The sequence below is a fragment of the Nitrosomonas sp. Is24 genome (assembly GCF_033063335.1).
In the GTDB taxonomy this organism is placed as follows: domain Bacteria; phylum Pseudomonadota; class Gammaproteobacteria; order Burkholderiales; family Nitrosomonadaceae; genus Nitrosomonas.
Genome location: NZ_JAWJZG010000001.1, coordinates 1,727,040 through 1,740,093, shown reverse-complemented (window position 1 = coordinate 1,740,093; position 13,054 = coordinate 1,727,040). Strand labels below are relative to the sequence as shown.

The 13,054-nt window shown below is 46.9% G+C and carries 14 protein-coding genes; 12 read left to right on the top strand and 2 right to left on the bottom strand.

What is annotated here, in order from left to right; all coding sequences use genetic code 11:
* The first annotated feature begins 31 nt into the window (after positions 1–31).
* The 6 genes from flhA to motD are packed head-to-tail and all read left to right on the top strand — an operon-like array spanning position 32 to position 6,696.
* Positions 32–2,113, top strand: coding sequence for a flagellar biosynthesis protein FlhA (gene flhA, locus R2103_RS07905; protein WP_317530924.1), 2,082 nt, complete (start codon positions 32–34; stop codon positions 2,111–2,113).
* The gene (gene flhF / locus R2103_RS07900) at positions 2,110–3,441 is read left to right on the top strand and encodes a flagellar biosynthesis protein FlhF (RefSeq protein ID WP_317530923.1); all 1,332 of its coding nucleotides are present in this window, start codon (positions 2,110–2,112) and stop codon (positions 3,439–3,441) included. Before flhA ends, flhF begins: the two co-directional genes overlap by 4 nt.
* Positions 3,434–4,330, top strand: a complete 897-nt coding sequence (locus R2103_RS07895; RefSeq protein ID WP_317530922.1) for a MinD/ParA family protein — start codon at positions 3,434–3,436, stop codon at positions 4,328–4,330. The genes flhF and R2103_RS07895 overlap by 8 nt, the downstream gene beginning before the upstream one ends.
* A 6-nt stretch (positions 4,331–4,336) precedes the next feature.
* On the top strand, positions 4,337–5,053 hold the full coding sequence (locus tag R2103_RS07890; protein ID WP_317530921.1) for an RNA polymerase sigma factor FliA: 717 nt from the start codon (positions 4,337–4,339) through the stop codon (positions 5,051–5,053).
* A gap of 44 nt (positions 5,054–5,097) precedes the next feature.
* Positions 5,098–5,856 (top strand): flagellar motor protein, encoded by a 759-nt coding sequence (locus R2103_RS07885; RefSeq protein ID WP_317530920.1) that lies wholly within the window; start codon positions 5,098–5,100, stop codon positions 5,854–5,856.
* A gap of 48 nt (positions 5,857–5,904) precedes the next feature.
* The gene (gene motD, locus R2103_RS07880) at positions 5,905–6,696 is read left to right on the top strand and encodes a flagellar motor protein MotD (RefSeq protein WP_317530919.1); all 792 of its coding nucleotides are present in this window, start codon (positions 5,905–5,907) and stop codon (positions 6,694–6,696) included.
* An 11-nt stretch (positions 6,697–6,707) separates the two neighbouring features.
* Here motD and R2103_RS07875 read toward each other — a convergent pair whose 3' ends face one another.
* The gene (locus tag R2103_RS07875; protein WP_317530918.1) at positions 6,708–7,172 is read right to left on the bottom strand and encodes a flagellar protein FlgN; all 465 of its coding nucleotides are present in this window, start codon (positions 7,170–7,172) and stop codon (positions 6,708–6,710) included.
* Complete coding sequence (gene flgM, locus R2103_RS07870) at positions 7,172–7,477, bottom strand: flagellar biosynthesis anti-sigma factor FlgM (RefSeq protein WP_317530917.1); 306 nt, start codon at positions 7,475–7,477, stop codon at positions 7,172–7,174. The genes R2103_RS07875 and flgM overlap by 1 nt, the downstream gene beginning before the upstream one ends.
* A gap of 282 nt (positions 7,478–7,759) precedes the next feature.
* On the opposite strand from flgM, the gene R2103_RS07865 reads away from it, so the two are divergent.
* The 6 genes from R2103_RS07865 to R2103_RS07840 all read left to right on the top strand — a co-directional run bounded on the left by R2103_RS07865 (position 7,760) and on the right by R2103_RS07840 (position 13,052).
* Positions 7,760–8,509: an EI24 domain-containing protein gene (locus tag R2103_RS07865; RefSeq protein WP_317530916.1), complete on the top strand. Its 750-nt coding sequence runs from the start codon at positions 7,760–7,762 to the stop codon at positions 8,507–8,509.
* 48 nt (positions 8,510–8,557) lie between these two features.
* Positions 8,558–9,391 (top strand): DUF3025 domain-containing protein, encoded by an 834-nt coding sequence (locus R2103_RS07860; protein ID WP_317530915.1) that lies wholly within the window; start codon positions 8,558–8,560, stop codon positions 9,389–9,391.
* A gap of 153 nt (positions 9,392–9,544) precedes the next feature.
* Entirely contained in the window at positions 9,545–9,970 is a 426-nt protein-coding gene (gene ndk / locus R2103_RS07855; RefSeq protein WP_317530914.1) for a nucleoside-diphosphate kinase, read from the top strand.
* Between the two features lie 24 nt (positions 9,971–9,994).
* Entirely contained in the window at positions 9,995–11,095 is a 1,101-nt protein-coding gene (gene rlmN / locus R2103_RS07850) for a 23S rRNA (adenine(2503)-C(2))-methyltransferase RlmN (protein ID WP_317530913.1), read from the top strand.
* Positions 11,092–11,880, top strand: coding sequence for a type IV pilus biogenesis/stability protein PilW (gene pilW, locus R2103_RS07845; RefSeq protein ID WP_317530912.1), 789 nt, complete (start codon positions 11,092–11,094; stop codon positions 11,878–11,880). Before rlmN ends, pilW begins: the two co-directional genes overlap by 4 nt.
* Positions 11,880–13,052, top strand: a complete 1,173-nt coding sequence (locus tag R2103_RS07840; RefSeq protein ID WP_317530911.1) for a RodZ domain-containing protein — start codon at positions 11,880–11,882, stop codon at positions 13,050–13,052. Before pilW ends, R2103_RS07840 begins: the two co-directional genes overlap by 1 nt.
* Positions 13,053–13,054: the final 2 nt, after the last annotated feature.

The following is a 13,054-nucleotide window of genomic DNA, read 5'->3' as shown; positions in this document are numbered from 1 at the left end:
CTATTAATGATCAGTTTTTATGGCCCACATTATGAATAATGCAGCTACATTGTCATCCGTAGGAATGCTTAATAATCTTAAGAATTTGGCTGGGCCAATGTTGATTATTATGATTCTGGCCATGATGGTGTTGCCGCTGCCGCCATTCATTCTGGATGTGTTCTTCACTTTCAATATCGCGGTATCGATCATCGTGCTGATGGTCAGTCTGTATACCCGGAATCCGCTGGATTTCGCGGTTTTTCCGACCATTCTGCTGATTACTACTTTGCTGCGGTTATCGCTGAATATCGCTTCCACCCGGGTGGTATTGCTCGACGGTCATACCGGACCCGATGCCGCCGGTAAGGTGATCGAAGCGTTCGGGCACTTTCTGGTGGGCGGGAATTACGCGGTTGGTATCGTCGTATTCATTATTCTGGTGGTGATCAACTTTGTTGTGATTACCAAAGGTGCGGGACGTATTGCCGAAGTCAGCGCGCGTTTTACCTTGGATGCCATGCCGGGTAAGCAAATGGCGATCGACGCCGATCTGAACGCCGGATTGATCGGCGAGGATGAAGCGCGCAAACGCAGAGCAAATATTTCTCAGGAAGCGGATTTTTACGGTTCCATGGATGGTGCCAGCAAATTCGTGCGCGGCGATGCGATTGCCGGCATCTTGATTATGTTGATTACCATCATCGGCGGGTTGATTGTCGGTGTCATGCAACATGATTTGGAGCTAGGCGCGGCGGCAAAGAATTATACCTTGTTGACCATTGGCGACGGCTTGGTCGGACAAATTCCGGCGCTGATTATTTCCACCGCCGCCGGTTTGATGGTGAGCCGTGTCACTACCGACGAGGATCTGGGCGAGCAGGTTCTGAATCAGCTGTTCAACCAACCGCAAATATTGGTTATCACCGCAGTTATTTTGGGCGTGATGGGAATGATTCCCGGCATGCCGAACTTTGTATTTCTGCTGATTGCATCTATTTTGGGTGGAATAGCCTACTTGAAAATAAAAAATCCGGTTGCTAAGCCGGTTGAAACGGTGGTTCCGGAATTGCCTTCCATCGAAAAAACGGACGCAAGCTGGAGTGACGTCACACCGATTGATACGTTGGGATTGGAAGTCGGCTATCGCTTGATTCCTTTGGTCGATAAAGCGCAACAGGGCGATCTGCTGAAAAGAATTAATGGCATCCGCAGAAAATTCGCTCAGGAAATCGGTTTCTTGCCGCCGGTCATTCATATCCGCGACAACCTGGAACTGCGTCCGAATGCTTATTGCATCACGTTAAAAGGTTCGATCATCGGGCAAGGTGAGTCGTATTCCGGCATGTATCTGGCGATCAATCCTGGCCGTGTCACCGCGCAGTTGCCGGGTTCCGCAACGACCGATCCGGCGTTTGGTCTTCCTGCCGTTTGGATCGAAGCCAATTTGCGCGAGCAAGCGCAAATCAACGGTTATACCGTGGTCGATGCCAGCACTGTGGTGACCACCCATATCAATCATCTGATTCATATGCACGCGGCCGAGTTACTGGGGCGGCAGGAATTGCAAAAGCTGCTGGATCATCTCAATGCGCAGTTTCCGAAACTTATCGAAGACTTGGTGCCGAAGTTGCTGCCGCTATCGACGGTACAAAAAGTTTTGCACAATCTATTGGAAGAGAATGTGCATATCCGCGACATGCGCACCATCATTGACGTGCTGACCGAATATGCAGCGCAGACACAAGACGCGATCGAACTGACCGCAGTGGTCAGAACTGCTCTGGGGCGTGCGATCGTCGATCAATTTTACCCTGCCGGATCCGAAGTCCAAGTCATGAGCCTGCATCATGAGCTGGAAAACATACTGGGTCACGTTATGCAGACCGGCGGCGGACAGGGTGCCGGAATAGAACCCGGGTTGGCCGATACCTTGTTGAGAGAAGCGCGTAACGCAGCGCAACAGCAGGAAAAACTGGGATTGCCGATGGTGTTGCTGGCGCCGGGCTCGATCCGATTCCTGCTGGCCAAATTTTTACGCCGCGCGATTCCACAGTTAAGAGTGTTGGCACATTCTGAAATTCCGGATTCACGAAAAATCAAAATCACTTCCGTGATTGGAGGTAACAAATGAAAGTAAAACGCTATCTTGCTTCTACATCCCGCGAAGCGCTCCGTCATGTCAAAGAAGAATTGGGTGAGGACGCGGTTATTCTGTCAAACCGTAAAACCCGGGATGGCGTGGAAATCATGGCGCTGGCGGATTCCGATATGACCGATCTGGTGCAACCCCACACACCGGCTATACCGGCTAAGCCATCAATGCAATCAACGCCTTCGATGCCTTCAATGCCGCCGTTGCAGGGTATTTCGCATTACGAGCAAAGCAAAATGCTGAGCGCGGCTGATCCGTATTCAGACATGCTGCCAATGAGCAAAGAACCGGCGGAATCGCGCAAAACTTCGAGTGATGTGCTATCCGCATCCTTAGCCAAGGACATCATCGCCGAGATCCAAGCGATGAAAAGCACGCTGGAAGATCAACTTGCGACCGTGGCTTGGGGGAGTTTTACCCAACGCAGCCCGGAAAAAGTAAAGCTGTTACGCACCCTGCTGGATACGGGATTCAGCCCATTATTGGCGCGCCGTCTGATCGACAAGCTATCCGCCAGTCTCGATTACGAGCACAGCCTGAAACAAGCCATGTCCGCGTTGGCGTTTAATCTGCGGACAGCGGCCAGTGACGATATCATTGAAAAGGGTGGGGTGTATGCACTGATCGGCCCGACCGGTGTCGGTAAAACAACAACCACAGCGAAACTGGCAGCGCGTTGCGTGATCCGGCATGGTGCCGACAAGGTGGCGTTGCTGACGACCGATAGTTACCGGATCGGCGGTCATGAGCAACTGAGAATTTATGGGCAATTATTGGGTATTCCCGTACGCAATATCAAGGATACCGAGGATTTGCAGCTGACGCTGTCGGAGCTCAAAAATAAGCATATGGTGCTGATCGATACCGTGGGCATGAGCCAGCGCGATCAAATGGTGGCGCAGCAAATCGCCATGCTCAGCAACTGCGGCGCGGATGTGAAGCGCATGCTCATTCTCAGCGCCACATCCAGCGGCAGTACATTGGATGAAGTGATTGCCGCTTATCAGAAGAACGGAATTTACGGTTGCATCATCACCAAAATCGATGAGGCTGCGAGCCTGGGCGTGGCGCTGGATGTTGTTATCCGCAGAAAATTGCCGCTGCACTATGTCGCCAACGGGCAGAAGGTTCCGGAAGATATTCACACCGCCAATTCACGCTATTTGTTGCATCGCATTTTTAAATCGGTGCCGGGTGATACGGCTTTTACTTTACAGGATGCCGAGTTCGCGTTGGTCATGGCGACCCGGAATACCGAGCCAGCACCGTCGGAAGAAAGATCATTAGCGGGATTCATGTATGACTAGGTTGATTTTACAAGATCAGGCCGCTGGCTTGCGCAACCTGACTTCCTATCGGAAGCGTGATCCGGCGCGCGTCTTTACCATCGCCGGCGGTAAATCGCGTGTCGGGAAAACCAGTGTGGTTGTGAATCTTGCGGCAGCGCTGGCGCAGAACGGCCAACGGGTTTTATTGATCGATGAAAATCCTTGCCATAACAATATCTGCACCAGTTTGGGTTTGCAGGCGCGCTTCGATTTACTGCATGTGATTCATAAAGATAAAAGACTCGACCAGGTGCTGCTGCAAGGCCCGGAAAATATCACGATCCTATCGGCGATGCGCGGCATTCATGCATTGAACAAGTTGAACCCGCTCGAACAGGATTGGCTGGTTAAAAGCTTTTCGGAGCTGACGGAGTCCGTCGATATCGTGTTGATCGATACCGCTATGACCGGCACGACGCATGTTCTACCGCTAAGCCTGGCTTCGGAACAAGTCATGATCGTGATTTCCGGTTCTGCGGCATCGATTACCGGTGCTTACGCGCTGATCAAAATCATGAGCCAGGAGTATTCCAAGCAGCATTTCCTGATTCTGGTGAATAAGGTTGAATCGGAAACGGAAGCACTGATGATTTATCAGAATTTATACCGGGTGGCGCGCCAGTATTTATCGGTATCGCTTGAATATGCCGGTTACGTTGAAAGTGATGAGCGCTTACGGAGCGCAACGCAATTGTGTAAACCGGTGATCGAGATGTTTCCGGTTTCGCAAGCGGCTATTTGCTTCCGGCATGTAGCAGAAAATATTTTGCGCTCTACTTGCCCGGATAAATATAGCGGGGGAATGGATCATTTCATGCAGCGATTGATTATGACGAGTCATTTGAGTATGGCTAATTTTACGGTGTGATTGAATATGTATACTGCGACTGGAACCAAAACGATTGATAAAGAACAATTTGTCACTGAATTTACGCCGCTGGTCAAGCGCATTGCTTACCATATGATGACGCGCCTGCCAGCTAGCGTACAAGTTGATGATTTGATTCAGGCCGGCATGATCGGCTTACTGGATGCGATTAATCGCTACGAAGGATCTTACGGGCGCCAGTTTGAGAGTTATGCGGCGCAACGGATACGCGGTTCGATTCTGGATGAGTTGCGCGAAGCCGATTGGCTGCCGCGCAGTATCCGTAAAAAGATGCGCCGGATCGAAGCGGCGGTGAATATGCTGGAACAACGGAATGGGTGCGCGCCGAGTGAGCTGGATCTGGCAGCCGAGCTGGAAATGTCGCTGGATGAATATCACGAGACCCTGCAAAGCGCACGCGGCGCGCAGTTGATTTATTACGAAGATTTTCAGCAGGAAGATGAAGAGCCTTTTCTGGATCGGCTTTTCATTGATTCCGAAGGCGATCCGCTGAATGCACTGCTGGATGAAAATTTCCGCAGCACATTGATTGCCGCCATTGATAACCTCCCGCCACGGGAAAAGCAGGTCATGGGTATGCATTACGAGCAGGAAATGAATCTGAGGGAAATCGGTGAAGTGCTGGGTGTCAGCGAATCCCGTGTATGTCAGTTGCATACGCAAGCAGTGGCAAGGCTGCGTAGCCGCTTAAGAAATCTTTAAGGTGTTTTATACCAGATTATCCGCGCCATTAAACGGATTATGTGATGCTTAAAAAATCAAAGATGGATTTGAACAGCGTCTTCGGCATTCTGCTGGCCTTGGTGGCGATCGTAGGCGGGCAGTTTCTTGAAGGCGGGCATATCAGTTCTTTGTTGCAAGCGGCCGCATTTGTAATCGTGATGGGTGGTACTGTCGGAGCGGTTTTACTGCAAAGTCCGATGAAAATTTTCATCAATGGTGTGCGAATGGGGGCATGGGTTTTCTTTCCACCGGAACAATCTCCGCAAGCGCTGATTAAACAAATTATCAACTGGGCGCATATCGCCCGAAAGGAAGGATTGCTGGTGCTTGAAGAGTTTGTCCCTGGTGTAAAGGATCCATTGACAAAGAAGGGATTGCAACTGTTGGCGGATGGCAGTCCGCCGGAAAAACTGCGTGAAGCTTTGGAAATTGACGTTTTGGCTTTGGAGAATCATCAACGTCAATCGGCCCGGATCTGGGAAGCTGCCGGCGGTTATGCGCCGACGATTGGCATTTTGGGCGCTGTGCTCGGATTGATTCACGTCATGGAAAACTTATCCGATCCCAATCTTCTGGGAAACGGTATTGCGGTTGCATTTGTGGCGACAGTCTACGGTGTGGGATTAGCCAATCTGGTTTTCTTGCCGGTAGCCAATAAGCTCAAAACGATCATCGGCGAGCATGTCGTGATGCAGGAAATTCTGGTCGATGGCTTTGTGGCGATTGCGCAGGGTGAGCATCCGCGACTCATCGAGAGCCGGTTGAACGGCTATTTCATTTAAATCTGATGCAAGCAAAATAACGATCAGTCAATAATTCTTGAAAATCCGATGCTGAGAAAAAGAAAACAAAAATATGACGATCACACTGAAAATCAGGAACGCTGGCTGGTGTCCTATGCTGATTTCATAACGCTGCTGTTTGCTTTTTTTGTGGTGATGTATGCCGTTTCATCGGTAAATGAAGGGAAGTACCGCGTTCTAAGTTCTTCGTTAGTGAGCGCATTTAAGAGCAGTAACCCAACAAACGCGGTGCCGGTGCAATCCACGGAATTTATACCGATTAATATCCACCCATCAAATGAAACGGATTCAATCAAACTGATTGATAATCTCAGTATTCATAAAGCAAAAAAACAAGAAAAAATGAAAAGCATGGCGAAAAATATTCTGCATGCTTTGGATCCTTTAGTGAAGGATGGTCAAGTGAGAATTACGCAAAGTTCTTTGGGAATAACGGTTGAAATCAATGCCAGCGTTCTTTTTTCACCAGGACAAGCTAAACTGGCCGAGAATTCAAGCTTGACACTGCAAGCGGTCGCCAATGTGATCAAAGGCCATGAGCATGAGATTCATGTTGAAGGGCATACGGATAATATGCCGATCCATAATGGGAGTTTTCCATCAAACTGGGAATTGTCGACAGCTCGAGCTAGTAGCGTGGTCAGATTGTTTATAGAAAATGGTGTTGAAGCACACCGGCTGACTGCAGTAGGATATGGCGAGAATCGGCCGATAGAAAGTAATGACACCCCTGAGGGAAGAAAAAGAAACCGTCGGGTATCGGTTATGATTCTATCTGCCGATCCGGATAAAGTAACTGAAATTCCTATCGTTGAGTAATTACGCTAAGATCAAATGTAAGTTTGACCTTTGGGGCCATAGAGCGAAACATTTCCTGCTGCACAGTGTAATGCAGCGAAAGCGCGTTGATTATGTTGCAGTTGAGTTGAAATCATCAAACCATTTGAGTAATTGAGTTGTTGGGCTAATTTTGCCAAATCGAGTAATTCATTCCATAAATCTTTTACTTCTAATAGATTCGAGTGTTGTTTGATTAATCCCATTAACCAAGCATCGATACTATTTTTCTCCAGATTGAGCCCTTGTTGCTTGAAGTAATCGGTGCGATGCTCGTCAAACTGTATCAATTCTTCGATTAAACGTGATTTGTCTGAAGCCAGAAAATCTATCGCTTCTATTTTTCCTTCCACAAGCGCATTTTCTTCTTTTTTGAGAATCTCAATAAATGCCTGAAAAATATCTTTTTCATCCCTCAGTTCATTCATAAAGCACACTATGTGCTGTGATTGAGACATTAGAAGGCACCTTTCTTAGATTGAATTAATTCTTTAACTGTTTCGAGTAATCGATCAGCTACAACCTCAGGATTGATTTGAAAATTACCTTCGCTAATCGCTTGTTTTATTTCTGCGACACGCGCAGTATTAACAACCGAGCCATTTGCGGAACTGCTATCAATATTTTGCAGTTTCGCCGCGTTCGGGCTTAAATGCACACTATTTTCTTGACTTGCATCCGAACTGGGTGTGATATCAGCCCGCCTTTTTCCATCACTGACAGATACGGTTGACACTGGCTGTAATGATTTATCTATTTTCATTTTTAGACCTCTTGACGAAATTCATTGAGTGCCTTATCGACACCTTTATGCAGAACTTTAGTAATCAAAGTTTTTTCATGAAACTTAAGAATATTAAAGTAAATGACTAAATTTTCTATTATTGTAATGCTGTTACGACACAAGTCGAAATGAAATTCAGTATTTTTGAAATATATAATTCTATTGTTTTGCCAGATTTTGGTGACTGGTAAACCAAATGGATATCGTAGATAATCAATTTTCCTCGGAAGCCATCATATATTATTTTTAACCGGTAACTAAATGTCTTTTATATTTAAAGCAAGTGCCAGTGCGGTTCGTGACTTAGTTCGTTTCAAGATTGCTTGGATCATTGTTTGGCCAATTTTGGTTTCAATCCTGTTATGGCTCATCATCGGTTTTGTTTTCCAGAATAGTTTCTCTGAATTAGTTTCCATGTTGTTTGATCAGATTGGGATTGGCGAATGGTTGCGGAATCTTGAGTCTGATTGGGTGTCCGCTGCTATTCAGAATTTCATTTACTTTATGGTGTACGTACCGCTTGTAATAATGACGTCGTTGATGATTACCGCTATTTTTGTAATGCCTGCACTTATCAATTTGGTAGGGAATCGCGACTATCCGGAACTCAAGCGGGAATATGGCGGTACGATCGCCGGGAGTGTAATAAATGCAGTGTTGGCTTTTGGTGTTTTTATACTCATATGGGTTGTCACGTTACCGTTATGGGCGGTAGGCGCGGGTATCATTATTCCTTTTGCCGCCGCTGCTTTTATGAATCAACAATTGTTCCGCTACGATGCATTATCGGAGCATGCCAGCAAGCAAGAAATCAAGACGATATGTGCGGAAAACAAATATTCATTGTGGGGATTAGGATTGTTGACCGGATTAATTCAATTTATACCGGTACTCAATTTGCTGGCGCCAATTTATACGGCACTCGCATTTATTCATTTCGGGTTGGATCATCTGAAACTCTTGCGTGCTCAAAATCTTCTGGATAACAATCTCCCTGCCGATAATCACTAACGCGAACCTATTGAAGCAGCAATAATTCCGGTCAAACTGAAATCAGGAATGAATGTACAACTGTGGAATCCTGATTTTATTGAACTTTCGCCGATATTTAAGCCTTTCTTGTATCTGCAAAGATATTTCAAGAATCAGCGGTCCTGGCCCGGGCCTGACGATTTAAATAAGCTCTGCGCTCTGCAGAACCGGCAAATGCTTACCCGATCCGGGAAAACAGTCCGCTTTGTGCCGCAGATCCCCGGAAAAGATGCTGTTGAACAACGATATGAATCAGGAATTTACTTGACCGGTGAGATACCGACAAGAACCCAAAATTGGCACGATTTTTTTAATGCGTTGGTATGGCAAATTTTTCCGCAAGCTAAATCCGTGTTGAACCAGCTGCACTATCAGGCACAGTTGGTTGAGTTATCCAATCAAGTACGGAATCGATGTAAGTTACGAGATGCAGCAACGCTGTTCGATGAATCTGGGGTGATTGTCGTATGTAGTCAGGCAGCATTAATTCAGTTGATAAAAGATTTTGAATGGAAGGAATTGTTTTGGCGGCAACGCAAGACGGTGTTGCTATCAATGCGTTTTTTTGTTTTTGGACATGGGCTGTATGAGAAGGCATTAAATCCCTATGCCGGTATGACGGGCAAAGCGATAATTTTTAATGTGCCGGAAACTTTCTTTGCGCAGGATTTACCGGCTCAATTGTGTGCTATCGACACCATGTTGGCGCTGTACTTATTGCAAACGTTATCGTCGACTTCCGATTTAGTGCCGGTTCCACTTTTAGGATATCCGGGCTGGATTGGCGATAACGACAGTGAGTTCTACTATGAAAATAAACAATATTTTCGTGATCGACCTAAGCCCAGACAAATGAGATAAGCGTTTTTCTTTATCGATCTTGATCGATACGTCGATTTATCGACTTTTCTAAGAAAAACGCCCGATGCCGGAATTAATCCATATGTTTTACGAATCCTGGCTGTTTTTTTGTTAAAATACACCGCTTAATTTACTAATTTATTGGAGTATTTAATGGCAATTGAAAGGACACTATCCATCATTAAACCGGATGCTGTGGCGAAGAATGTAATTGGGCAAATTTATTCCCGTTTTGAATCAAATGGTTTGAAAATCATTGCGGCGCGAATGATGCACTTGTCACAAGCTGAAGCTGAGCAATTCTACGCCGTGCATCGTGCGCGTCCGTTTTTTAACGATCTGGTTAAATTCATGACATCGGGTCCTGTGATGGTGCAAGTACTGGAAGGGGATGAAGCCATTAAAAAGAACCGCGATCTAATGGGCGCTACCGACCCCAAGAAAGCTGAGAAAGGAACGATTCGCGCCGATTTTGCTGACAGCATTGACGCCAATGCAGTACATGGTTCCGATGCACCGGAAACGGCCGCGGTTGAAATTGCCTGTTTTTTTCCAACATTAAGTATCCATTCCCGTTGAAGCACTGCGTGCTGTAGCTCAATAGTGACAATCAATCTGTTAAATTACGATGGCAAGGGTCTGGCTGATCTTTGCGCCACGATAGGCGAAAAACCTTTTCGTGCAAAGCAGCTGCTGCACTGGATTCATCAATCCGGTACCGCTGATTTTGCTGCGATGAGCGACTTGGCAAAAAGTTTGCGTGAAAAACTCGCTGCGATGGCGGTTATCGAATTGCCGCAAATCACATATGACTCCGTAGCCGCAGACGGTACTCGCAAATGGCTGCTGTCCGTCGGCTCCGGCAATGGCATAGAAACTGTCTTCATACCGGAAGCAAATCGCGGTACGCTATGCGTTTCCAGTCAGGTAGGGTGCGCTTTGGCATGTACCTTCTGCTCAACCGGGAAACAAGGCTTTAATCGTAATTTAACAGTGGCTGAGATCATTGGACAGCTATGGATTGCCAACAAAACAATTAGATTGAATACCGGTGATCATGCATCGCAAGCAAACAGAGCCGTGACCAATGTGGTGATGATGGGCATGGGTGAACCCCTGGCCAATTTTGATAATGTGGTAACCGCGCTGGACATCATGCTGGATGACCATGCTTATGGTCTTTCACGCCGGCGCGTGACGGTCAGTACATCCGGGCTAGTACCCGCCATTGATCGATTGCGCGAGCGTTGTCCGGTCGCTTTGGCGATTTCCTTGCATGCGCCGAACGATGCACTGCGCGATCAATTGGTGCCGATCAATAAGAAATATCCGATCAAAGAGCTGTTGGCTGCTTGTCAGCGCTATCTGCCGTCAGCGCCGCGCGATTTCATCACGTTCGAGTATGTCATGCTGGACGGTGTGAATGACAGTACCGCGCATGCGCGCGAGCTTATAAAACTGGTGCAGGATGTTCCCTGCAAATTTAATTTAATTCCGTTCAATTCATTTCCAGGTTCCGGTTTCAAGCGCTCAAGCGCCGAAGCTGTGCGGATTTTCCGCGATATATTGATGCAAGCAGGATTGGTGACTACGGTGCGGAAAACCCGTGGTGACGATATTGCGGCGGCCTGCGGCCAGCTTGCTGGGCAGGTAAAAGACAAAACACGCCGTACGGCTAATTTAAAGACAGAGGCGATGCAGTGAAAAAAAAGCTGTTATTTTTTTTTACACTGCTGCAATTTCTGATAGGGTTCAGTGGCTGCGTACAGCAGTCAACCAATAACGGCATGCCGGTTCAAGCAAACTCGGACCGGGCTTTCCAAAGTGCGAAGATTCATACGGAACTGGCGGCGGAATATTTCTATCGTGGCCAGCTCGATGTGGCGATCGAAGAAGTTAACGAAGCATTAAAAGCGCAATCCAATTATGCGCTTGCCTACAATGTGCTGGGGCTGATTAATATGACGTTGAGCGAAGATAGTAAAGCACTGGATAATTTTGAGCGTGCTATGCGTTTGGCGCCGAGGAATTCGGAAATTCGCAATAACTACGGATGGTTCTTGTGCCAGCGTTTTTCGCAACGCATGGATCAAGCTATTGATCATTTTATGACGGCTGCTAAAGATCCACTCTACGCAACACCGGAGATGTCTTATACCAATGCTGGGATTTGCGAGGCTAAGCGCCAGAATTACACTGAAGCAAAAGTTTTTTTACAAAAAGCATTATCCCTTAAATCCAATTATGCACCTGCGGCGATCGGATTGATTGATATCGATTTTCAACGCGGCAATTTAGCCGAAGCAAAATCCAAGCTTGCACTGTTTTTGCAAAATAACACGCAAACAGCCGAGAGTCTGCTGATGGCGATAAAGATTGAACAAGCGATGGGTAATCAATTAGCCGCTGAAAGCTACATTTTTCAGTTGCAGAAACATTTTCCGGAATCTAAAGAAACGGCCATGGTTCGAGAAGGAAGGATGAGATAATGACGATGACTGATGAAAAGAGCAGCAATAATCGTTCGTTTCCTGAGAATGCTTCACCGGATCCAGTGACGCATGGAAATGTGCAGATGACCGCGACGGAAACAATCGAGCCGTCATCAGATAAACCCGTGCATGATTTCAGTCCGCTGGCTTCCGGTTTGGATAGTCATCACAAGCAACTGCAAACGAATAATAATTACAACAGCATGAATACCTCATTTGACAACAAGCCGTCCAGAAATGAATTCAACGCTATGGATTCGGCGAGTGTGGTACAAAGCGTCGGGCACTTGCTGCGTAATGCGCGAACGGCCAAAGGTTTGAGTATTGATGATATATCGCGGCAATTGCGATTGTCGGCGCAACAAATTGAAGCGATTGAAAAAGAAGATTTCGAGAAATTACCCGGACGGACTTTCTTGCGTGGCTTTATCCGCAATTATGCCAATCTGGTTCAGCTGGATCCCGTTCCGCTGCTGCAAATGCTTCCCGAATCGACCCGAGTGATATCGACTTACGAGCGTACGCCGTTTAAAAACAAACAAATATCGTTTTCCTCGAATCGCGAGAAACCCGGCAATCATTCATGGATCATCGCGATCATTTTGTTTGTCATCATCTTGGGCGCGTATTTCCTTTTTGAAAACGGTGGCTGGAATAAAAATTCTGATATCAGCGCCGAAAGTGAAGAAAAGAAAACGGAATCCGCCACAGCCTCAGTAGAAATTCAGCTGCCTTTGCCGGGAGTGGTTAAAAATACATCCAATACACCCGACTCAACAACCAATAAGCCATTGGAAGTCAATAATCCGGCTCCTACCACGGAAAATACAGCGGCTCAGGCGGATGCAAAAACTGAAAGCGCGCCAGAAAATAAGCCCGCTGTTGAAAAAACTGAGAAAACTGAAAAAACCGCTGCTTTCGATAAAAACACCGGTCATTTATATTTTAAACTCACTGCGGATTCATGGATCAAAGTGGTGGATGGCAAAGGTGTGACCGTGTTCGAGCAGCTCAGAAAGAGCGGCAGCGAGCAGATTGTCACAGGTAAGCGGCCGCTATCCCTGGTCATTGGCAATGCATCAGGTGTCAATCTCACCTATAATGACAAGGAAATCGATATTTCATCCTACAAGAAACAAGGTGGAACTGCGCGTTTCACGCTCGAATAAAA

Coding starts and splice junctions, on each gene's coding strand:
- R2103_RS07885 (WP_317530920.1), top strand. CDS start 5,098: ATGCTTAAAAAATCAAAGATGGATTTGAACAGCGTCTTCGGCATTCTG.
- R2103_RS07865 (WP_317530916.1), top strand. CDS start 7,760: ATGTCTTTTATATTTAAAGCAAGTGCCAGTGCGGTTCGTGACTTAGTT.
- ndk (WP_317530914.1), top strand. CDS start 9,545: ATGGCAATTGAAAGGACACTATCCATCATTAAACCGGATGCTGTGGCG.
- R2103_RS07895 (WP_317530922.1), top strand. CDS start 3,434: ATGACTAGGTTGATTTTACAAGATCAGGCCGCTGGCTTGCGCAACCTG.
- motD (WP_317530919.1), top strand. CDS start 5,905: ATGCTGAGAAAAAGAAAACAAAAATATGACGATCACACTGAAAATCAG.
- flhA (WP_317530924.1), top strand. CDS start 32: ATGAATAATGCAGCTACATTGTCATCCGTAGGAATGCTTAATAATCTT.
- R2103_RS07860 (WP_317530915.1), top strand. CDS start 8,558: ATGAATGTACAACTGTGGAATCCTGATTTTATTGAACTTTCGCCGATA.
- R2103_RS07875 (WP_317530918.1), bottom strand. CDS start 7,172: ATGTCTCAATCACAGCACATAGTGTGCTTTATGAATGAACTGAGGGAT.
- R2103_RS07840 (WP_317530911.1), top strand. CDS start 11,880: ATGACGATGACTGATGAAAAGAGCAGCAATAATCGTTCGTTTCCTGAG.
- flgM (WP_317530917.1), bottom strand. CDS start 7,477: ATGAAAATAGATAAATCATTACAGCCAGTGTCAACCGTATCTGTCAGT.
- R2103_RS07890 (WP_317530921.1), top strand. CDS start 4,337: ATGTATACTGCGACTGGAACCAAAACGATTGATAAAGAACAATTTGTC.
- flhF (WP_317530923.1), top strand. CDS start 2,110: ATGAAAGTAAAACGCTATCTTGCTTCTACATCCCGCGAAGCGCTCCGT.